The following is a 21,110-nucleotide window of genomic DNA, read 5'->3' on the forward strand; positions in this document are numbered from 1 at the left end:
ACAGAAAAATCATGACCGCTGCGGGCGTCCTTCAACCCAAACCTACCGATGTGTTCGTGTCTCCGATCATGAAGATCACGGAGGCCGATGTACAAGCTGGCATCGATTCATTCGACAAGTGGCTGATCAAGGTCAGCGGCGGCGTCGTCAACGTCGGCCGGCTGAAGACGGTCGCGGAGAACGTGCCGGTTCTGGCCAATATCTTTGCGGCAGTCGATGCGGTGCTCGATATCAAGGCGATGATCGAGCATGGCGACAAACCGATCGACATGTTCGACTGGGTCAACCTCGGTCTCGACCTGATCGGGGTCGTGCCGCTGCCGCCGGCCACCGCCGAGCTTCGGCTCGGCGCGCGGCCGGTGCTGAAGCTGATTCGACAGAAGGTCGTCGAGAGCGGCAAGGCAGCAGGGGAGGCTGCCATGCTGGCGCTGCGCGATTCGATCATCTCGGCGATGGTGGCGAACGTGCAGGAGCGTTACGCGGGCGAGATCGAGAAATTCCTGAAGGTGATACGTGATGGGCTGAAGGAACTGCTCGACCACTGCGCCAAATTCATCGGCGATCTGATGAAGGCGATTGCCGACGTGTTCGCCCACGCGGCGGGGAAAAAGTACGAAGTCGGGCACAACGTGAAGTCGGCCGGGTCGCATCTGAAGGGTGTCGGGGCGGCTATCGTTGCGTATGACGGCAGGAAGGTCCTCGACAATATCGGTGGATTCTTCTCGGACATTCGGAAGGTCGAGGGGAAGGTCGTTATCAACACGGTGACCTCGGCTGCTGATTTGATCGACTCGAATTCGACGAAGAAGCTGCAGCTCTTCGCTGACGATATCTACAAGCGGATTCCGACGGTCCAGAAGTGCATTCGCGAGCTCGATGGGAACGATGCGGGCAAGATCGGGTGGATCATCACGATCGGTGAAGACGGCATGCGGAGCTGGCGCAAGCGCAATCCGAAGCCGCACGCCACGGGGGTTCAGGAACACAAGACGACGAAGGTCGAGGAAAAGCGGGCGGAGCATCGCGTCGAAGCGCTTCAACAGACCACTGAAGCGCATCATCCGGGACCGAATTGTTGCCTTACACATACCCCGGTGAAGACGCCTCCTGCCGCCACCCTCCATTCAATCGGATTCGCGCTCGGCGACGAGCAAATCAATCACGAAGACTTCGCGATCGACGGGCCGTTGCCTATTGTCTGGCAACGTACCTATCGGTCGTTCTTCGACGCGAACGACGAGCATGGCGAATTGGGCGCACGCTGGATTACGCCCTATACGACTCGTTTCGATATTGCCGCGGAAAAACTCGTCTACCACGATGCCACCGGACGAAGTGTCGAGTACCCGTTGCTCGGCGTGGGAAGTGCGCACGATGATCTTTCCGAGGGGCAAACGTTACTGCGGCTGGACGAGCAGTGGCTGACGGTGACGCGCGGGCATGTGCTGCTCGAAGCGTACGAACGGCACGGCAACGTGTTCCGTCTTGCATTCGTCAAGGACCGTGCCGGCAATCAGGTGACGCTCGACTACGATGCGGAAGGGTGGTTGCATCGCCTGATTGCACCGCACGTTCAGGTTGCGTTCCGACATGACGTGCGGGGGCGGATCGTAGGCGTTACTCATCATGATGCGCAGGGCGAATACATCGGCACGCTTGCGAACTATGAGTACGATGACGAGAACGACTTGATCGGGGCGACGGATCGCTACGGTAATCGCCGCGAATACCGTTATCGACATCACCTCGTGACGCGATATACCGATCGCACCGGTCGAGGTGTGAACCTCGAGTGGAACGGTGACGGGCCGAAGGCAAAATGCTTCCGCGAATACGCCGATGACGGCAGCGATGAGGTTCGCCTCGCGTGGCATCCGGACTTCCGGATGGTCAGCGTGACCGATGCGCTTGGCAATGTCACGCACCACTACTACGACAGCAAGGGTTATTCGTTCCGTGTGATTCATCCGGACGGTAGCGAAGAGTGGATGTACCGGGATGCGAACGACAAACTCGTTCAGTACATCCATCGCGACGGTACCGTTGAGCGCATGGAATACGATGCGCGCGGCAACTTCGTCCGCCATCAACGTACCGACGGCAGCGTGGTCGAGATGGCGTATGACCAGAAGGACCAACTCGTTCGCGTGACCGATCCGCTTGGGCACCCGTGGCTGCGTGAATATGACGATGCGGGGAACATGGTTGCGGAGGTCGATCCGCTCGGCCACAAGACCGAGTATGCGTACGACGAGCGAGGGCTGCTTACCCGGATCAAGGATGCCAAGGGGGGCGTAAAAGCGCTGAAGTATGACGACGTCGGCCAGCTGATCAGCTATACCGACTGCTCGGGCAAGACATCGCAGTGGGCGTATGACGCCCAGGGTCGCCTCTCGGAAGCGAAAGATGCCGAGGGTGGGGTAACGGCATACCGTTATGGCGCGAATGGCCAGTTGATCGAAGTCGTGTCGCCGGCGGGGCGCGAGCAGTTGAGCTACGACGCGGAAGGGCGTCTGCTGACGCATATCGATCCGCTGAACCGCAACACGCGTTACGGCTACGACGCGAGCGGGCGTATCAATATCCGCACCGATGCATTGGGACAATCGCTGTCGTATCGCTATGACCGGCTCGGGCGGATCGTCGGGCTGACCGACCAGAATCACGCGAATTACACGTTCCGCTATGACGTAGCAGGCCGATTGATCGAGGAGATCGATTTCGACGGGAAGGCCACGCGCTATTCGTATGACGAGGCGAGCAGCCGTCTCGAGTCGGTCGACGAGGCGGGACAAGTCATGACGATGTCCCACGATCGCGGTGGACGGCTTGATGGCCGTTCGGTCGGCGAAGAGGCGGAGCGTTTCGCCTACGATCCGTTGGGACGATTGATCGAGGCCAGCAATCGATATAGCCGGGTTCAACGGTTCTTTGACCCCGTCGGCAATCTGGTGCGCGAGCATCACGCTTACGACCTGTTCGGCGCGAGCCGGAGCTTCGTGTGGCATCACCAGTACGACGAAATCGGTAACCGAATCAGAACGGTCAGGCCGGACGGCCATGCTGTCGACTGGCTCACGTATGGCTCGGGACACGTCCACGGGCTGATGCTGGACGGCAAGGAACTCGTTCAGATCGAGCGGGACGATCTGCATCGGGAAACATTGCGTACCCTGCCGAGCAAGATCGATCAACACACGGCATACGATCGCGCAGGCAGATTGGCGCAGCGTACGGTACAGCGTGCGAATGCACCCGCGCCGCTGGCAGAGCGCCGGTATCGTTACGACGCGGCGGGCCAACTCGTGCAGATTGAAGACAATCGCAGAGGATTGACGGACTATCGTTACGATCCGGTCGGACGGTTGCTGGAGTCGATCGGACCGGCGGGCAAGGAACGATTCGCGTTCGATCCGGCCAGCAATATCATCGACCCGGCACGTGTTGAAGCGCCTCGCACGGAGAGCCGGCCGAGTCCGGTGCGTGCTGCGGAGAGTACGTTGCCTGCGGAAGTGCCCAAGGTGCTGGGCAACTTGCTGAAGCAATATGCGGGGGAACATTTCGCGTACGACGCGCGAGGCAATCTCGTTCACCGCAGATCGCCGGCGGGTGAGCAGCGTTACGAGTGGAACGCGTTCAACCGGATGACTGCAGCGACGGTTGACGAGGTCGCTCGCAGGAGCGAGTCGCGGTACTACTACGATGCGCTGGGCCGTCGGATTGCGAAAGAGGTGAACGGCGAGCGCACGGTGTTCGGGTGGGATGGCGATACGCTGGCGTATGAGAGCGGGGAGCAGGGCAGCACGCATTACCTTTACGAAGCGGGCTCGTTCGTGCCGATGGTGCAATACGTAAGTGCATCGGTAGACGGGTTCGAGACGCCGTCACGCCGTGAGACCGATCGCTATGTACCGGAAGACGATCCGTTGCAACGGCTGCCGGAACGGGTTGGCGAGGCGCACGCGTTCTATTACCACTGCGACCAGATCGGCACACCGCAATTGCTGACGGATGATGAAGGCGATGTGGTGTGGGAGGCGTCGTATAAGGCGTGGGGAGAGGCGCGGGAGGTGATCGCGCGGGCGTCGAAGGCGGCGGGGATCGTGCCGCGGAATCTGTTGCGGTTCCAGGGGCAGCAATTTGATGATGAAACGGGGCTGCACTATAACCGGTATCGGTACTACGATCCGAACAGTGGGCGGTTCGTGTCGAAGGATCCGATCGGACTCGTGGGGGGGATCAACGTCTTCCACTATGCACCAAATCCGATTGTGTGGATTGATCCGCTCGGTTTGCAAAAGAAACCATCGGTTCCACCGCATATATCACGGCAGAAGCAAGCAGGCCATGTACTGGGCGAGCCCCAGTACGACAATCGAGTTAAGCAAGGGAAGCCAACCTCGTGTTTTTGTGATTGGGACGATGCAGTGCAGTACACAGATGAGGCTTGGAGCAAGGGTAGTCCCGTCCCGGGACGCCCCAATGTACGAGACCACGATTTCAAGACGCCCATAGGTTTTGGCCCCAACGGAGGCACTCAAACTTCAGTGCGCGTTCACCAAGACAATGGAGGAAAAATACATGGACATCCCAAAGGCCCAGAAAGCCCATGATTCCCATTTTGATTGGGAGAAATTCTCGCGTTCCGTGATCGAGTCGTACGGGAGTTTTGAATCCCCGGACTATTCTTTCGCTAAAGTGTATTTTTCTAAGGAAAAATACCCTGACGTGATTCGATTTCTTGCGAAGAATTATGATTTTTCGGAGGATACGGAGCCTAATACTGACGTGAGTTACGGATATTTTTTGAGGGGTGGCGCTGCGAATTTCATATTCCGGGTATCAATTGTTGGTCCGTACTATTATTTGTCGGAATTGTCGTCGGACGGAAGTCAAAAATCGCCGAGCATCGATTTTCCATCAACCGACTCTATGTGCCAGTTGATAAATCGCATGAAGGAGATTGGTATGATTTTTACTTCAGTTGAAGTGTTGAATAAAAGATTGATTTTTGGTGATCAATCGTCAAGTGTCTATTCGATTCTTTACTGTTACGAGGACGAGCCATCCTGGATAGGAGATTAGAACGAGACCCGGCACGTGTTGAACCGGCTCGCACGGAGAGCCGGCGAGTCCGGTACGTGCAACGGAGAGTACGTTGCCTGCGGAGGTGCCCAAGGTGTTGGGCAACCTGTTGAAGCAATACGCAGGGGAGCATTTCGCGTACGACGCGCGCGGCAATCTCGTTCATCGCAGATCGCCAGCAGGTGAGCAGCGTTACGAGTGGAACGCGTTCAATCGGATGACTGCGGCGACGGTTGAAGAGGTCACTCGCAGGAGCGAGTCGCGGTACTACTACGATGCGCTGGGCCGTCGGATTGCGAAAGAGGTGAACGGCGAGCGCACGGTGTTCGGGTGGGATGGCGATACGCTGGCGTATGAGAGCGGGGAGCAGGGCAGCACGCACTACCTTTACGAAGCGGGTTCGTTCGTGCCGATGATGCAGTACGCGAGTGCGTCGGTAGACGGGTTCGAGACGCCGTCACGCCGTGAAACCGATCGCTATGTACCGGAAGACGATCCGTTGCAACGGTTGCCGGAGCGGGTGGGTGATGCGCACGCGTTCTATTACCACTGTGACCAGATCGGTACGCCGCAATTGCTGACGGATGACGAAGGCGATGTGGTGTGGGAGGCGTCGTATAAGGCGTGGGGGAAGCGCGGGAGGTGATCGCGCGGGCGTCGAAGGCAGCGGGGATTACTCCTCGAAGTGCACTGCGGTTCCAGGGGCAGCAATTTGATGACGAAACGGGACTGCACTATAACCGATATCGGTATTACGATCCGAGTAGCGGGCGGTTCGTCAGCAAGGATCCCATCGGGCTCGCCGGTGGCCTGAATCGGTGGCAGTACGCGCCCAATTCTGTGAATTGGATTGATCCGCTAGGGTTGGCTCGTTTCGGATCAGGGAAAGGGACGCATACGGCTCAAGTTACCGTTCGCAGCGCGGAGGGCTCCCAAAGGCACTGTGGCGTATTTCAAAGCGGTAACATGACGCCAGAGGAAAAGGCTTTAGGATTTCCGCAGAATACTCTTGCTACTCATACTGAGGCGCGTGCGGTTTCGCAAGTTCCACTAGCGCCTGGAGATCATATGATCATCGACGGACAGTACCCACCATGTACATCTTGCAAGGGCAAGATGAACGCACGGGCTTTGCAGTCAGGTGCGACGATCCAATATAACTGGCAAGAAGACGGGCAGCAAAAGACGTGGATGGCCAATCCTTCCAAAGGGTGCAAATAAAATGAAATTTGAATTTGTCGCAAATGATGTGTCCTATACGTACGAGGATGGGGTTCATGTTCTGGGGATGGTTGATCGCGGAAATGAGCCGCACGACTACGTTATCTTGCAGCGCGGGACTGAATTCGACGAGCAAGACCGGAAGTTGGGCCAAGATACGTATTACATAGAGGTTTGTGCCGACGGGGTCGCAGGATATGGGGGGGTCAAGTCCGTTACACTCAATGCCGGCAAGTTGAGCATCGAACTTGAAGATGATGCCAAGTGGAGAGAAGATTTGTCGTCGATACAGATCGATGTACAAGCAGCGAAGGACCTTGAGGGGTTGAAAGCATGGCTGTTGGCTATATTCTCTGGTACGAGTACCTCGATTGCACTTGATTAGATGAGCCGGCTGTAGTTTATGATTCAATCGAAGGTCGAGCAGTATCTGACAACGGTTTCTGGTGAGGTAACCAGGACCGATCCTAAGGCACTCGAAAACCTGATCGGTACACCATAATTGCGGACGGGTGATGACGGCGACGTGATGAGGGCGGCGTCGTTATAAGGCGTGGGGGGGAAGCACGGGAGGTGATCGCGCGGGCCTCGAAGGCGGCGGGGATCGTGGCGCGGAATTCGCTGCGGTTTCAGGGGCAGCAGGTTGATGAGGAGTCGGGGCTCGCTTATAACCGGTATCGGTACTACGATTCCGATACCGGCAGATTTATTAGTAACGACCCCATCAGGCTGGCAGGCGGGATCAATATGTACGCCTACGTCCCTTCGCCTGTACAGTGGATTGACCCTCTGGGCTTGGCAAAGACAACGTGTGACTTATATGCATTCGGTAATGCTAGTGGCCCGCGCGAACCCAGAGTACATGGGGTAAATACAAAACCAGGACAAAACGCAGACTTGGCTGCTGATGCAGAAGGAATGGTGGGGCCTACTACTGAGGGCGGGGCATCGACATTCGTGATGTCAATAAGGCGCCTATAAGCGGAACTTATCATAGACTTCCAGCGGGAACGGAGTTGCCAGACGGGATAGATGTGGTCGCTGATGGCAAGGACGTCGGCGGATTGCATGCCGCAACTCATCACACTATTTGTCCGTCTAAGCGTATGTCGGGGCAGACATTTATTGAGAAATTTAAAAATATGCCTTGGGTTAAGGCTGGGAAGAAATGATTATGGATGATCGGGACGTCGAATTGTGGGGGAGGCTTAAGTGTGCCTTTCGTGATTATGTGGTGCAGCGGATCGATTTCGTGAAAAATCCGTCTGCTATTTCATTGATCCAGAAAGCCTTCGGCGTGCCCGAGGACAGGGCGTTGGCCATAGAGTTGGTGTCGCTCTATCCGAATGAAGATCGGATTGTGTTTTTTAGGCAACTAATTTCAATGGCTAGCTATGTTAATGGCTTTGCAGAGGAGTGTAGGGATTTGATACTGGACTTGCCTCGAGATTGGGTAATGGGAAACATCGAATTTGAAATTGAAAAGATGCTGATTGATGGTGGGTACGAGGAGTATCGATGTCTATTGGAGCTGTGCTATAAGCTGGATAAAAATCTGATGACTACGCTGGCGAGGCGTGCTCTGGATAGTTCCGACGAGGACATTAAAGAGGCTGGGGAAGATTTTCTGTATCGATAAATTGGTCAAAGGGGCAGTTAGGGCGATGTATCGATACGTTCACGTTTGAAAGCGACATAGAGTGTGGACGCACTTGCGTCTGCGAGCCTGGGGGGGCATTCGTGCCGCTGGCGCAATACGTGGCCGAGCCGGTCGAGGGGACCGAGACGCCGGAGTGGAAGAGTACCGACCGGTATGTGCCGGAGGAGGACCCGCTGCAGAAGGTACCGGAACGGCGGGCCGGCGCGAAGCTGTTCTATTACCACGGTGACCAGATCGTCACGCCGCAGCTTCTCACGGATGAGTATGGGGGATGTGGTGTGGGAGGTGTCGAATTTCCCGGGAAGTTGATAAATGAAAAGTAGTGGTCTTTGTGTCGCGGATGCACGGATTAAGTCCTTTTCTTATCGAGATGCGCATCTGTCGGTGCTTGTGCAGGCCAATGATAGGGTGTTTGAAGTTGTCTTCCACGCTGTTCTCGGCATGAGAGCAATTTCTCCAGAAGGACAAGATTTGTCTCATTTGGCAGAGAGCAAGGGTGGAGGTTATCTTGTTGCTACATGTGAAGCGGCTGAGGAGCCAGTCGATGGGTACAGGGAATTTGGCTTTATATCAGCCTGGACCGATGATCCGTTACTAATGATAATTGCTAATGACGTTCAGGTTTCCAGGGCGTCGCCTTAGGCAAGGGGCCATGCATACTCTTCTCGAAATGCATGAAAGGTAAGTTAGGACTTTGATAATGGAACAGTGGAATTCGCAGGACTTGCTCAAGCTTCAGCAAGACACATGCAAACGGCTGGCTCTTCCAGAGGCGGCCTCCGAGGAGATGGTTGCTGTCGCAATCTCGACGCTAGAGAAAATGCCAGTGTATGGGACACGGATAGTATTGTCGGAAGGAGGGAACATCAGTTGGTTCTTTCACTGCGGCGAATACTCTGACGGGGATGATTTTTATCAGCCTGTGCATGCAGAGCACCTGTCGGAACTGCTCCCTTCCGTATTGAAATATTTGCGACTTCCGCCAGGATCAAAGTTCATCATTGATGATCAAGGGTACGAAGACGTGTGGATGGTCCAGTGATGAGGGAAAATTCGGACGAAAGTGTCCGGAACAGGCGAGCGATACATCAAGGGCCGCTGTCGCGGCCCTTGATGTATGTGGTCATCCAAGATCGGAAGAGATAGAGATCTCGCAGGCGATATGATTGATGGAGACGCACCCGGCGACGCTGGATCGAGGCGCGGCGGCCGAGTTGTTGGCGACCATCGATGCGGAGTCGGAAGAGGATGGTCAGTCGTAAAGGTCAGCGCCCCTGCGGGGCGAGGGTGAGGAGGGGGCGGGGGTAAATATGCGCTGGCAATTAGCGAAGTCTGGGGCTGCGAAGCGGCCAGAAAGAGAAAGTTAGCCCCGCTCGCCCGGCCGTCTGCTGTGCGGGCTCGAGGGGCAAGATAAATGGTGCTTCAGTCAGGATACCGACCGATATCAACATTGAGCGTGATGATGAGGAATGGATCAGCACAAGTGCCACTGAAACGGAGTTCATCGGTCCGGCGGTCCTGGTAATTTGCAGGAAATTCTGAAGCTTGCTATGGATTGGCTTCAGTAACCGCAAGAGCCGCAGTTGCGGCCCTTGCGGTTAGCGAGGTTGCCTTGCGTCCGGGGAGCCATCAAATGGTTACTTGCGAACGAGCGGCATCAATAGGACGAGACATGGGCAGGATATTGTGCAAAACGCACCGCGCTTCCGGCGTGGTGCATGTTTCAAGTGATATCGCGGCCGATATGAAAAAAGACGCGGGGCGATTGCAGACGTTCCGCTATGACATCGACTGGCTTGGAGATGGGCTCCCCGACATCTCGTACTTCGTTTCGGCGGATATTGCGAAGCAGTCCGGGTTGCCCGAGCCTGGTGACACACCATTTGGCCCGGATTTCGAAGAAGCGCATGCGACTGTCTTTGGCGGGCTTGTCCCTGTTTGCGAAAAATGCTTTGACGAATATCTGAACAGGACCGCGTTACCGGCTCGACCCGGCAGGCACGCAGCTTCAGCTTTCCACGATCCTGAGCGGATCGAGGTAATCCCGATCGTGACGACGGTTCAGTACCCCTCACTTGCCGCTGCATTTCAGGCACACCCGGTGCGGATTGCGGACTGGGGATACATGCGTTGCCGAGAGGCTGACCTCGCTGCCTCCGGCGTGGTGTTCTTCGATGATGTCGAAGATCCCGGAACCTGCCGGCGTGCCGCGTTTACCGGGCGGGCTGGCAATCTGATCGTGTTGACCATCGACGTCGCTTCGATGCGGGACGTGGTACTGTTCGCGTCCGATAGTCGCATCGACACGAACCGGATGTGGCGTGACGCGTTACCCGTTGAATGGTCGGGCTGGATCGAAGCATTCGATATCGTGTATTTCGGGAAACCGACATAGCGGGTTTGAATTCGCCGGAATTCGGCTTGGAACCTGTTACATCGAGTGAGCACAACGTCCGTCAGGAGCCGAGCGAAATGGACACCGGATTCGTTGCGGACGTCGTGACTGGCACGTCCGAAGACGGCGTGCATATCGTCGGTCTCGCAGATCACGACCCGCCATCCAGTAACCAGCAGATCGACCTGCGACGACAACTTGCCAATCACGCTGGCGTGGAATTGGCATAATCACGCGCGGCCGCTGCGATCTTGTGGCGGCCATGCCGCATTCACTTCGATACAACCGCAATACCCATGTCGACCACCCTCGCGACCGTCGTGTCGCTGAAACACATTCTCGAACGCCCGGGCGATTTCTCCGGATGGCTCTATCTCCCGCCGACGCCATGGACGCTCGACACGGAGGGGGCATTCTCCGAAGACACCAAAGACGCCGGAGACGATGCAGTGTCGGCCATTGCCCGGCAGCCCGGCTGGCACGTGGCGCTGGATAGCGCGACGATCGAGGACATCGTGATCAACGCGCACGACCAGATCGACGAACCGAGCGCGGCGCAGTTGTTCGACGCGTTCGTGTTCTACGTCGATAACGACGCGTTCATCCTGTTCTGACGTCACGCCGCGAGCACGTCACAAACAAAAAAGGACCGCCAAGCGGTCCTTTTCTCATGAAGCATCAGCGCCGGAGCGAAGCCCACCCCTCAAGGCAACGAAATCGTCAAATTAGCCGACTCCGGCCCGACCTTGATGACTTGCGAATAAGGCGCCAGCGCCTGCAGCGTCTTGTCCTTGAGATACGTGTTGAGCCCAAGATACCCAAGCAGCGCAACCAGCGCAAAAACCGCCCCAATCGCCCAAACCGGCACCTCACGCTTGAGTCGGTGCGCGATCTGATCCGGCAGCGGCCAATGCGGCGCAAACGGCGCCCGCTTGCCCTTCATATGCGCAATCTCGTCCCCCAGCCGCGCAGTGAGGTAAGCCAGCTTCTCCGGCCCCTCGAGCAGATACTTCCCCTGGAACCCCAGCAGCAGGCACATATGAAATACCTCGAGCGACTGCAGCCGCGCCGCGCCCTGCGCGCGACAATCCTCGAGATACTGGAAGAACTTCTCGCCCGCGAGCTGCTCGCCGAACAGCACGAGCTGCAGCGGCCGGCGTTCCCACTCCGTGCGGATCTTGAACTGCGACGACAGCACCATCTCGTCGATCGCCGCGCAGAACGCGAACTTCGCGCCGTACACGTCTTCAGCGGCGATATTCAGCTTCTTCGCCCCGCGCTCGAAGTCCGACAGGAATTCCTGGATGCGCGTGCTGAACTCGCCCGCGCTCTCCGGCTCCCGCCCGTTCTTGAGCAGGAACAGCATGAAGAACCCGTCGTACAGCAGGTCGAGCAGCGAGCGGGCCTGGAACGAGGCGTCGGTCGACGCCGGCGTATGCAGGGGTGCCGGCGCGTTGTCGCCGAACAGGGAAGGCGCGTAGCTCATGATGTGACCGCGATCAGTTCGAATTTCAGGTCATTGATGCCAGTCGGCGCGTAGATCATCGCGGACTGGGCCTGCAGCATGCGCTCGTACAGCGGGCTACGCGAATCGAGCGCGAAGTAGCATGCGCCGGGGCGCACCGGAATTGCGGGCGGCACCTGCGGCGTGTACGAGAGCCGCACGCCGGGCATCGCCGACAGCACGAGCTTGTCGACGTCGTCGGGCGCGCCGACCTTGAAGCGGGCCGGCACCGCATCGACGAGCTCGACGCTCGGCATGTCCGCGGACACCGCCAGGTAGAACTCGGTCTTGTCGTCGATCTTGCCGGAATCGAGGCGGCCGAGGTGGAACGACGGGCGCACCTCGTCGAGCGTGATCGCGAAGTAGCGCGTCGAAATCACGGTGTCGAGCAGCTCGCGCAGCATCAGGTCCAGACGCGCAAAGCTCGGGCCCGGATCGTCATGGCGGTACACCGGCAGGTCGGCGAGCGTGTAGCCCTTCGAGAACGTCATCAGCTGACCTGCGAGGCGCAGCAGTTCCTGGAACAGCCGCTCGGGGTGCAGCGCCGAATGCTGGTGCAGGTGCGCGAGCGTCGCGAACGCGGCGTTCGCGGTGTGCAGCAGCCAGAACGACGCGATGTCGCCCGAGCGGAATTCGATGATGTTCTTCGACGGCTCGCGGTGGAAGCCGTACAGCGCGTTTACCTTCGCCTGCAGCGCGTCGACGAGCTGGCGCAGCCGCTGGTGGAGGATCGGCGACGCGTCGATCGCGAGGCACGGCGGCACGAAGCTGTCGTCGATCTCGAAACCGGACGTCGCGGTGCGGCGCACCCGCACGAGCGGCACCGACAGCAGCTGGTCGCGCGGTTCGCTGTGCGCGATCAGCTTGACCTGCGTCTTCAGGAACGTGATGTCGGCTTCGGCGGCGTCGGTGAAGTTGTCGCCGACGCTCGTCTGCTCGCTGACGAAGCGCGTCATGAAGCCGGCGGCCGGATCGTCGCTGTAGTTGGTGCCGTTCTCGCGCAGCGGGTGCAGCGCGAGATAGAACACGAACTCGTTGATGCCGTCAGGCAGCGTGTCCAGCGCGATCGGCGGCGGCAGGTCGTCGGCCTGCGGCGCGGCATACAGCGCGCCGTCCGGGAACACGAGCGCCAGCTCGGCCACCCGCAGCACGTTGCTGCCGAGCGCGTCGCGGTCGATGCGCACCGAGCGCACGCCCCAGTTGTACGGCTGGATCGCCTGGATCGATTCGAACAGGCGCGCTTCGTGGTACGCGTCCTGCCGCTGAAAGTGTTGAGGCCGGAGGAACAGCCCTTCCCCCCACAGCACCTTGGCCGAATAACTCATGTCAAATCCGGTTAATGTCGCGTTGCGATGTAATCGATTTGTTCGTGCCCGAATTAAATCGGCAATTGTTAACTCTTGTTAATTGACATTCGTGCGTCATTGTTTAACCGCAGGAGACCGAAGAAAGCAAATTCAGCGGTTGTGAAGGCGCACCCTGTTGCGGTGCGATGACAGTGCCGTCGGTGACCGTCATCGCGCAATTATGCAGGCCGATGATTATGCCGGATTTCTCCGACTTCACCGGGTCGAACGTCAGTTTCCATCGTTGCAGTGCGGGATCGCGGAACAGCGCGACGATGCCGAATGCCTGCGCCTCGCGCGAAACCTTCTCGGTCGCCGTATAGCGCTGGCCCGGAATCAGCGTGATTTCACGCACGTTCAGCAGATCCGCGCCCAATGCGGCCTTTTCCTTGGTCGGATCCGTGAATGCGTCGAACGGCGCCTGCTGGAACGACGTCGGGTCCTTCAGCGTATAGAGCCGCACGACGAGCGCGAGCGGCTTGTTGTCGGTCGCGGCATTCAGGTTCGGCGCCGCGGCGAGCGTGATGCCGAGGTTGCGCGGGGGCTTCTGCGCGTCGGGCAGCTCGGGCTTGCCGATGCCGGCCGCGGACATCACGGCGCTGGCGGCGGAGCCGAGCAGCGGGGCGGCCGCGCATCCGGCCAGAAGGGCGCAGGCAACCAGTGGCAGCGCGTAGCGAATCATCAGCGATCTCATCGTATATCCGGCGGGCTGCCTTTTATCCCTGTCAAATCTGCCGGGTATTTCCGCGTTCGCTGCGTATCCCCGACATTGCACCGTTCAACTATTAAGCACGCCCGCGTCATGGCAGGCGCCCGGAAATTTTTTCCGCCATCCGGGCGGCAGGTCGCCAAACCAGTAAAACTTGCCCATTCCGGCCGCCAGAAAAATCGCTGCGAGCCCGCTGCGAGAGGCCATTGGAGGGGGTAGCGCCCGGTTTTAAAAGGAATTACTCTTCACACGACGATTGAATTATGAAAAATTGATCGGTACTATACCCGCGCGCTTCTTGCAAAGCAAAAGAACCAGATTCTCAACGATTAAAACTCACGCGCCGGTGGATATAACGATGAAAGACCGTCTCTTCGCAAAACTGTCTGGGGTAGTAGTGGCTTGCGGCGTGATCGCCGGCTGTGCGAGCCAGCCCCCCGCGCCGCCGACCGCCGACGTGTTCAACAAGTCGCTGGCGGATGCGGACGCAGTTGCGAAGGCAGGGGACCAGGACAAGGCCCTCGGCCTGTATCAGCAGCTCGCGAAGTCGGATCCGACGCGCGAAGAGCCGTGGTCGCGCATCGCGCAAATCCAGTTCGCCCAGAACCACTACGGTCAGGCAATCGTTGCCGCGCAGGAAGCGCTGCAGCGCGACGCGACCGACCGTCAGGCAAAGAGCGTGCTGGCCGTGGCCGGCCTGCGGATCGCGACGCAGTCGCTCGGCGAGCTGCGCCAGGATTCGTCGCTCGCGGGTGACGCGAAGTCCGATGCGCAGGCGCTCGCGAAGCAGCTGCGCGATACGCTGGGCGAATCGGCGCTGTTCCCGCCGGAAACGAAGGTCGTGAAGCCGCGCCCGCCGCGCCGTGCCGTTCATCGTGCGAAGAACGGCGCTGCACCTGCGGCCGAAGCAGCGGCGACCAGCACGCCGACGCCGCCCGCCACGCCGCAGAAGGGCGGCGCGGACCCGTTCGGCGCACTGCGCAACTGACCGCAAAACTGACGCGATAACCACAACTAACCTGGGAGCCGTCGAGATGGCCAAGAAAGAAAGCATTCAGAAAAGCTTGCAGAAAATACGGCCGCCGCGCGTCCAATTGACCTACGAGGTCGAGAAGGGCGATGCGATCGAGGTGAAGGAACTGCCGTTCGTCGTCGGGGTCGTCGGCGATCTGGCGGGCCAGTCCGAAATCGAGCAGCCGAAGCTGCGCGACCGTAAATTCGTCAACATCGATCGCGACAATTTCGACGACGTGATGAAGGCGATCGAGCCGCGTGCCGCGTTCCAGGTGGAAAACCGCCTGAGCCCGGAAGGCGGCAAGTTCGCGGTCGACCTGAAGTTCCGTTCGCTGTCGGATTTCAGCCCGGACGAAGTCGTCGAACAGGTCGAGCCGCTGCGCCGCCTGCTCGAGGCGCGCTCGAAGCTCGCCGACCTGCGCAACAAGCTCGCCGGCAACGACAAGCTCGAGGATCTGCTGTCCGAGGTGCTGAAGAACACGCAGCAGCTGCAGGAGCTCGCGAAGGGCACGGGCAGCGACAAAGACGGCGAATGACGACGGAGTGTTGAGATGAACCAGCAAACGGCTGCGGCCCAAGCGAGCGGCGCGGAATACGCCGCCGGGACTTCGCTGCTCGACGACATCGTCGAGAAGAGCAAGGTCGCGAAATCCGATTCCGAGCATGCGCGTGCGAAGGACCTGATCGGCGAACTCGTGCACCAGGTGCTCGACGGCACGGTGATCGTGTCGGACAACCTGTCGGCCACGATCGACGCGCGCGTCGCGGAACTGGACCGCCTGATTTCCACGCAGCTTTCCGCAGTGATGCACGCGCCGGAATTCCAGCGCCTCGAAAGCACGTGGCGCGGGATGGACTACCTGGTCAAGGAAAGCAACACCGGCCAGACGATCAAGATCAAGGCGCTGCACGCACCGAAGCGCGACCTCGTGCGCGATTTCAAGGGCGCGAGCGAGTTCGACCAGAGCGCGCTGTTCAAGAAGGTCTACGAAGAAGAATTCGGCACGTTCGGCGGCTCGCCGTTCGGTGCGCTGATCGGCGATTACGAGATCTCGCGCCAGCCGGAAGACATGTACTTCATCGAGCAGATGTCGCACGTTGCAGCGGCCGCGCATGCGCCATTCATCGCGTCGGCATCGCCCGAGCTGCTCGGCCTCGAGTCGTTCTCCGACCTCGGCAAGCCGCGCGACCTGGGCAAGGTGTTCGATACGGTCGAATATGCGAAGTGGAAGTCGTTCCGCGACGCCGAAGATTCGCGCTACGTCGGCCTGACGCTGCCGCGCTTCCTCGGCCGCCTGCCGTTCAATCCGAAGGACGGCCAGACCGCGGAGAACTTCAACTTCGTCGAGGACGTCGACGGCACCGACCACGACAAGTACCTGTGGTGCAACGCCGCGTGGGCGTTCGCTGCGCGCCTGACGGCCGCATTCGACGACTTCGGCTGGTGCGCGGCGATCCGCGGCGTCGAAGGCGGCGGCCTCGTCGAGGATCTGCCGACCCACACGTTCAAGACCGACGACGGTGAAGTCGCGCTGAAGTGCCCGACCGAAATCGCGATCACCGATCGCCGCGAGAAGGAGCTGAGCGACCTCGGCTTCATCCCGCTCGTCCATTGCAAGAACTCAGATTACGCCGCGTTCTTCGCTGCGCAGTCGGTGCAGAAACCCAAGAAATACAGCACCGACAGCGCGAATGCGAACGCCGTCCTGTCCGCCCAGCTTCAGTACATCTTCTCGGTATCGCGCGTCGCGCACTACCTGAAGGCGATGATGCGGGACAAGATCGGCAGCTTCGCATCGGCGCAGAACGTGGAGACTTTCCTCAACCGGTGGATTTCGCAGTACGTCCTGCTCGACGACAACGCCTCGCAGGAACAGAAAGCGCAATTTCCGCTGCGCGAGGCATCCATACAAGTGTCGGAGATTCCGGGCAAGCCGGGCTCGTATCGTTCGGTCGCGTTCCTGCGCCCGCACTTTCAGCTCGACGAACTCTCGATTTCTCTGCGACTTGTCGCTGATCTGCCCAAACCGGCAAATTCATAAGCGAGTAAATCGCCCGGGCGGGCCGCCTGGGTAGGACGTTAAAACCACCTCTTTGGGGAGTCGAAGGGCCATGTTACATATGCACTTGCAGTTTGGTAGTCCCGCGGTGAAGGGCGAATCCGCGGACAAGGACCACCAGGGCTGGATCGAACTGAAGTCATGGGATCACTCGATCGTTCAGCCGCGTTCGGCAACCGCATCGACCGCTGGCGGTCACACGATGACGCGTTGCGAACACGGCGACATGATCTTCACGAAGGAAATCGATTCGTCGAGCCCGCTGCTGTACCAACACGCTTCGGGCGGCACCACGTTCGACGAGGTGACGGTCCATTTCTCGCGCGCTGACGGTGAAGGCAAGCGCGTGCAGTATCTGGAAGTCAAGCTCAAGTACGTGATCATCTCGAGCATCGCCCCGAGCGTTCGCGAAGAAGGTCTGCCGCTCGAGACGTTCTCGCTGAAGTACGCAGCTGTGCAGTGGAAGCAAACCCAGCAGAAGATCGGCGGCAACCAGGGCGGCAACACGCAAGGCGCCTGGAGTCTGACGAAGAACGACAAGACCTACGCGGTCTAAGGTCGGTTGCGGCAACGGGGCGCACGGCGTCCCGTTGCCGTTTTCGCTGTCCACACCGGCCGATGAAACGATTCGAACCCAGTTTTCTCGACAAGCTGTTCGACGACGAACCGCACCTGCCGGCCTCGGCAGCGATGCGGCAATTGTCGCTGGATGAGCTCAAGAACACGGTCGCCCGCGACGTCGAGGCGATCCTCAATACCCGTATTGCGCACACCGAGAACGAGCTGGCCACGCTGCCGGAGTGCCAGAAGTCGGTGCTGACCTACGGGCTGAACGATTTCGCGGGGCTGAGCCTCGCGAGTCACTACGATCGCGCGTTCATCTGCAAGTCGATCCAGCAGGCCATCGCGCGCCACGAGCCGCGCCTGCAGCAGGTGCAGGTGACGTTCGAGCTGAACGAGCAGGCCACCAACGCGCTTTACTTCGCGATCCAGGCGCTGCTCGTCGTGCACCCGGCCGAGGAGCCGGTGAGTTTCGACGCGATGCTGCAGCCCTCCACGCTGCAGTATTCGGTCACGCGCGCACGCGCCGCAAGAATGCAGTAAATCAAGCCGCCGAGCGGGCCGGACCGCCCGGTGGTGGATCAGGGTCCGGCAGGAAATATTGAGGTTCGGGGTCGTCGATGGAAGAATTGCTGCCGTATTACGAGCGCGAATTATCGTTTTTGCGGCGCTATTCGCGAGATTTCGCCGAACGCTATCCGAAGATCGCGGCGCGGCTCGCGCTGTCCGGCGAGCATTGCGAGGATCCGCACGTCGAGCGGATGATCGAGTCGTTCGCGCTGCTCGGCGCGCGCATCAACAAGAAGCTCGACGACGATTACCCGGAATTCACCGAAGCGCTGCTGGAAGTGCTGTATCCGCACTACCTGCGGCCGTTCCCGTCGTGCTCGATCGCGCAGTTCACGCCGGCGTCGCCCGGCCAGCAGACCGAACCGGTCGTGATCGATCGCGGCACCGAGCTGAAGAGCCGCCCGATCCGCGGCGTGCAATGCCGGTTCCGCACCGCCTATGACGTGACGCTCGCGCCGATCCGCATCTCGGAAGCCCGCTACACGCCGGTCGCGCTCGCGCCGAGCGCGACGGTGCTGCCGTCCAATGCGACGGGCGTGATCTCGATCACGTTCGAATCGCTCGCCGCGCAGCTCGATCTCGGCGCGCTGAAGCTGCCGACGCTGCGCGCGCACCTGCACGGCGAGCAGTCGTTCGTCGCCGCGTTGACCGACTGCCTGTTCGTCAACGTGCTCGGCGCGTATGTCGAGCCCGAGCGCAACGGCCGCTGGACCGCGCTGCGCAAGCTGCCGATCGCGCACGCCGGCTTCGACGAGGACGACGCGCTGATCGACTACCCGGCGAAATCGCATCCCGCGTATCGCCTGCTCACCGAATACTTCGCGTTCCCCGACAAGTTCGATTTCGTCGACTTCGACCTCGCGGCGATCGCGCGCGCGAGCGGCCGCTGCCAGCGCGCGACGCTGCATCTCGTGCTGCAGGACGTGCGCAGCGATTCGCACGTCGCGCGGCTGCTCGAACTGCTGACGGCGAGCCACTTCCGGCTGTTCTGCACGCCGATCGTCAACCTGTTCCGCCAGCACGGCGAGCCGATCCGCATCACGCATCGCGCGGTGTCCTACCCGGTGATCGCCGAGGCGCGGCGCGCGTTCGCGTACGAGGTGTATTCGATCGATTCGGTGAAGCTCGTCAGGCAGCAGGCGCACGAGGAGTCGGTAATCGAGTTCCGGCCGTTCTATTCGCTGCATCACGGCGAATCGGCGCGGATCGGCCATTACTGGTTCGCGCGCCGCAACGACTGGGTCGCGCAGAAGAGCCCCGGCTACGAAACCGAGATTTCGATCGTCGATATCGATTTCGAGCCGACGTCGCCGCAGACCGACACGCTGAGCCTCGATCTCACCTGTACGAACCGCGACCTGCCGGCGATGCTCGCGTTCGGGCTCGAAGGCGGCGACCTGTTCCAGGAAGGCGGTGCGCAGACGAGCGGCATTTCACTGCTGCGCCGCCCGACGCAGAGCGTGCGCTTCGAGCGCGGTCGCGCCGCGCACTGGCGGCTCGTGTCGCACCTCGCGCTCAATCACGTGTCGCTGGTCGCGCACGGCCTCGCGCCGCTGAAGGAAATGCTGACGCTGTACGACCTGCGGCGCACCGCCGTGTCGATGCGCCAGATCGACGGCCTCGCCGGCGTCGAGCAGCGCGGCGCCGTGCAGTGGCTGCCCGGCAAGCCGTTCGCGACCTTCGTGCGCGGCATCGAGATCCGCCTGACGATCGACGAGGAACACTTCGTGGGCGCGAGCCTGGCCTCGTTCGTGCGTGTGCTCGACAGCTTCTTCGGGCTGTACGTGCACCTCAACAGTTTCGTTCAACTAGTCGTCGTGTCGAAGCGCACCGGCGAGGAGATCATCCGATGCAAGCCCCGGACCGGCGAATCGATCCTGGCGTAGTCGACGCGCTGCTCGACGAACCGCACCGCTTCGAGTTCTTCCAGGCCGTGCGCGTGCTCGAAGGGCTGTTCGCGCGACAGGCGTCGGATGCGCCCGGCGCGTGGCGGCAGGGCGACGTGGTCGCGCAGCGCATCGAATTCCGCAACACGCTGTCGCTCGGCTTTCCGCCGAGCGAGATCGAAGGCGCGCGCTCGTTCGACGACGACGGCACCCACCTCGACACGGGCGAGGCGCGCGGCGCCGCACTCGCGGCCGGCGAGCTCGGCCACGTCGAGCTGACGCCCGCGTTCTTCGGGCTGCTCGGCGGGCAGGGCGCGCTGCCGCTGCACTACACCGAGCAGATCGTCGCGCGCGAGCATCTGAAGCGCGACCATGCGGCGCGCGCGTTCTTCGACGTGTTCTCGAACCGCGCGACCGCGCTGTTCTATGCCGCGTGGAAGAAATACCGGCTGCCGTTCCATTACGAGCTCGACCGCGACGAACGCTATCTGCCGCTGCTGCTCGCGATCGCGGGCGTGCCGAGCGACGAGGTGCGCGACAGCCTCGCGGCCGGCGTGGGCGGCGTGCTCGACGAGGCCGTGGCCGGCTATGCGCTCGCCGCGCGGCACCGGCCGATGTCGGCCGCCTACCTGCAGCGCACGCTGTCCGACTATTTCCGCGTGCCGGTGAAGATCGACCAGTTCGTCGGCAAGTGGTACGACGTGCCGCCTGACCAGCTGAGCGTGCTCGGCGAAGTCAACGCGGTGCTCGGCGGGACGGCGCTCGTCGGCGAACGCGTGTGGCAGCGCGACATGCGCGCGCGGATCGTCGTCGGCCCGCTGTCCAAGCGCGACTACGAGGCGTTCCTGCCTGGCGGCGCGCACGCCATCGCACTGGAGCGGATGCTGACGCTGCTCGCCGGCGTCACGCTCGAATACGAAGTGAAGCTCGTGCTCAAGCGCACCGAAGTCGGCGCGAGCGTGCTCGGCGCAGGCTCGCGGCTCGGCTGGGACGCATTCCTCTGCACGCGCGACGCGATAGAGGACCGCTCCGACGCCCGCTACGAACTGCACGTGATTCACTGATTCCGAACGACAACAACACGCAATCGAACCTGAGA

At 60.3% G+C, this 21,110-nt stretch carries 20 protein-coding genes and 3 pseudogenes; 20 read left to right on the forward strand and 3 right to left on the reverse strand.

Translation table 11 applies throughout. The features are described 5' to 3' along the window. The first annotated feature begins 11 nt into the window (after window positions 1–11). The 13 genes and pseudogenes from LXE91_RS06930 to LXE91_RS06990 all read left to right on the forward strand — a co-directional run bounded on the left by LXE91_RS06930 (window position 12) and on the right by LXE91_RS06990 (window position 10,975). Complete coding sequence (locus LXE91_RS06930; RefSeq protein WP_223274414.1) at window positions 12–4,613, forward strand: RHS repeat-associated core domain-containing protein; 4,602 nt, start codon at window positions 12–14, stop codon at window positions 4,611–4,613. Beyond that, window positions 4,582–5,085, forward strand: coding sequence for a hypothetical protein (locus LXE91_RS06935; protein WP_135370750.1), 504 nt, complete (start codon window positions 4,582–4,584; stop codon window positions 5,083–5,085). Before LXE91_RS06930 ends, LXE91_RS06935 begins: the two co-directional genes overlap by 32 nt. A 46-nt stretch (window positions 5,086–5,131) precedes the next feature. Further along, window positions 5,132–6,306: pseudogene (locus tag LXE91_RS06940) on the forward strand (RHS repeat-associated core domain-containing protein); the annotation flags it as partial. A 1-nt stretch (window position 6,307) separates the two neighbouring features. Next, the gene (locus LXE91_RS06950; RefSeq protein ID WP_039352006.1) at window positions 6,308–6,691 is read left to right on the forward strand and encodes an Imm10 family immunity protein; all 384 of its coding nucleotides are present in this window, start codon (window positions 6,308–6,310) and stop codon (window positions 6,689–6,691) included. A 117-nt stretch (window positions 6,692–6,808) separates the two neighbouring features. Next, a pseudogene (locus LXE91_RS43740) lies at window positions 6,809–7,110 on the forward strand (RHS repeat-associated core domain-containing protein); the annotation flags it as partial. Between the two features lie 173 nt (window positions 7,111–7,283). Further along, window positions 7,284–7,478 (forward strand): Tse2 family ADP-ribosyltransferase toxin, encoded by a 195-nt coding sequence (locus tag LXE91_RS43885; protein WP_439710996.1) that lies wholly within the window; start codon window positions 7,284–7,286, stop codon window positions 7,476–7,478. Further along, entirely contained in the window at window positions 7,475–7,945 is a 471-nt protein-coding gene (locus LXE91_RS06960) for a hypothetical protein (protein ID WP_039352008.1), read from the forward strand. Before LXE91_RS43885 ends, LXE91_RS06960 begins: the two co-directional genes overlap by 4 nt. Before the next feature lie 32 nt (window positions 7,946–7,977). Continuing rightward, a pseudogene (locus tag LXE91_RS06965) lies at window positions 7,978–8,257 on the forward strand (RHS repeat-associated core domain-containing protein); the annotation flags it as partial. A gap of 21 nt (window positions 8,258–8,278) precedes the next feature. Beyond that, window positions 8,279–8,608, forward strand: a complete 330-nt coding sequence (locus LXE91_RS06970; RefSeq protein ID WP_135370751.1) for a hypothetical protein — start codon at window positions 8,279–8,281, stop codon at window positions 8,606–8,608. A gap of 58 nt (window positions 8,609–8,666) precedes the next feature. After that, complete coding sequence (locus LXE91_RS06975) at window positions 8,667–9,008, forward strand: immunity protein Imm33 domain-containing protein (protein ID WP_039352014.1); 342 nt, start codon at window positions 8,667–8,669, stop codon at window positions 9,006–9,008. Window positions 9,009–9,638: 630 nt separating this feature from the next. After that, entirely contained in the window at window positions 9,639–10,361 is a 723-nt protein-coding gene (locus LXE91_RS06980) for a hypothetical protein (protein WP_223274415.1), read from the forward strand. Window positions 10,362–10,438: 77 nt separating this feature from the next. Next, on the forward strand, window positions 10,439–10,591 hold the full coding sequence (locus LXE91_RS06985) for a hypothetical protein (RefSeq protein ID WP_157644956.1): 153 nt from the start codon (window positions 10,439–10,441) through the stop codon (window positions 10,589–10,591). A 66-nt stretch (window positions 10,592–10,657) separates the two neighbouring features. Then, a complete protein-coding gene (locus LXE91_RS06990; RefSeq protein WP_039352016.1) occupies window positions 10,658–10,975 on the forward strand; it encodes a DUF7716 domain-containing protein in 318 nt (105 codons plus the stop codon). Window positions 10,976–11,064: 89 nt separating this feature from the next. Here LXE91_RS06990 and icmH read toward each other — a convergent pair whose 3' ends face one another. From icmH to tssJ, 3 genes are all read right to left on the reverse strand, one after another. Continuing rightward, window positions 11,065–11,847 carry a type IVB secretion system protein IcmH/DotU gene (gene icmH / locus LXE91_RS06995; RefSeq protein ID WP_039352021.1) on the reverse strand — a complete coding sequence of 261 codons (783 nt, stop codon included), beginning with the start codon at window positions 11,845–11,847 and terminating at the stop codon, window positions 11,065–11,067. Continuing rightward, on the reverse strand, window positions 11,844–13,190 hold the full coding sequence (gene tssK / locus LXE91_RS07000; RefSeq protein WP_039352024.1) for a type VI secretion system baseplate subunit TssK: 1,347 nt from the start codon (window positions 13,188–13,190) through the stop codon (window positions 11,844–11,846). Before tssK ends, icmH begins: the two co-directional genes overlap by 4 nt. A 103-nt stretch (window positions 13,191–13,293) precedes the next feature. Then, the gene (gene tssJ, locus LXE91_RS07005) at window positions 13,294–13,905 is read right to left on the reverse strand and encodes a type VI secretion system lipoprotein TssJ (protein WP_039352027.1); all 612 of its coding nucleotides are present in this window, start codon (window positions 13,903–13,905) and stop codon (window positions 13,294–13,296) included. 373 nt (window positions 13,906–14,278) lie between these two features. Here tssJ and LXE91_RS07010 point away from each other — a divergent pair, with 373 nt between their 5' ends. The 7 genes from LXE91_RS07010 to tssG all read left to right on the forward strand — a co-directional run bounded on the left by LXE91_RS07010 (window position 14,279) and on the right by tssG (window position 21,075). Continuing rightward, window positions 14,279–14,908 carry a tetratricopeptide repeat protein gene (locus LXE91_RS07010; protein WP_039352030.1) on the forward strand — a complete coding sequence of 210 codons (630 nt, stop codon included), beginning with the start codon at window positions 14,279–14,281 and terminating at the stop codon, window positions 14,906–14,908. Window positions 14,909–14,954: 46 nt separating this feature from the next. After that, complete coding sequence (gene tssB / locus LXE91_RS07015) at window positions 14,955–15,470, forward strand: type VI secretion system contractile sheath small subunit (RefSeq protein WP_027783377.1); 516 nt, start codon at window positions 14,955–14,957, stop codon at window positions 15,468–15,470. Window positions 15,471–15,485: 15 nt separating this feature from the next. Continuing rightward, the gene (gene tssC, locus LXE91_RS07020; RefSeq protein ID WP_006477094.1) at window positions 15,486–16,976 is read left to right on the forward strand and encodes a type VI secretion system contractile sheath large subunit; all 1,491 of its coding nucleotides are present in this window, start codon (window positions 15,486–15,488) and stop codon (window positions 16,974–16,976) included. 70 nt (window positions 16,977–17,046) lie between these two features. Beyond that, window positions 17,047–17,550 (forward strand): Hcp family type VI secretion system effector, encoded by a 504-nt coding sequence (locus LXE91_RS07025; RefSeq protein WP_006477093.1) that lies wholly within the window; start codon window positions 17,047–17,049, stop codon window positions 17,548–17,550. Window positions 17,551–17,612: 62 nt separating this feature from the next. After that, entirely contained in the window at window positions 17,613–18,098 is a 486-nt protein-coding gene (gene tssE, locus LXE91_RS07030; protein ID WP_021161818.1) for a type VI secretion system baseplate subunit TssE, read from the forward strand. 77 nt (window positions 18,099–18,175) lie between these two features. Further along, window positions 18,176–20,011 (forward strand): type VI secretion system baseplate subunit TssF, encoded by a 1,836-nt coding sequence (gene tssF / locus LXE91_RS07035; RefSeq protein WP_039352038.1) that lies wholly within the window; start codon window positions 18,176–18,178, stop codon window positions 20,009–20,011. Then, a complete protein-coding gene (gene tssG / locus LXE91_RS07040) occupies window positions 19,975–21,075 on the forward strand; it encodes a type VI secretion system baseplate subunit TssG (RefSeq protein WP_039352040.1) in 1,101 nt (366 codons plus the stop codon). The genes tssF and tssG overlap by 37 nt, the downstream gene beginning before the upstream one ends. Window positions 21,076–21,110 lie beyond the last annotated feature (35 nt).

The sequence above is a fragment of the Burkholderia contaminans genome, from assembly GCF_029633825.1.
Taxonomy (GTDB): Bacteria; Pseudomonadota; Gammaproteobacteria; order Burkholderiales; family Burkholderiaceae; genus Burkholderia; species Burkholderia contaminans.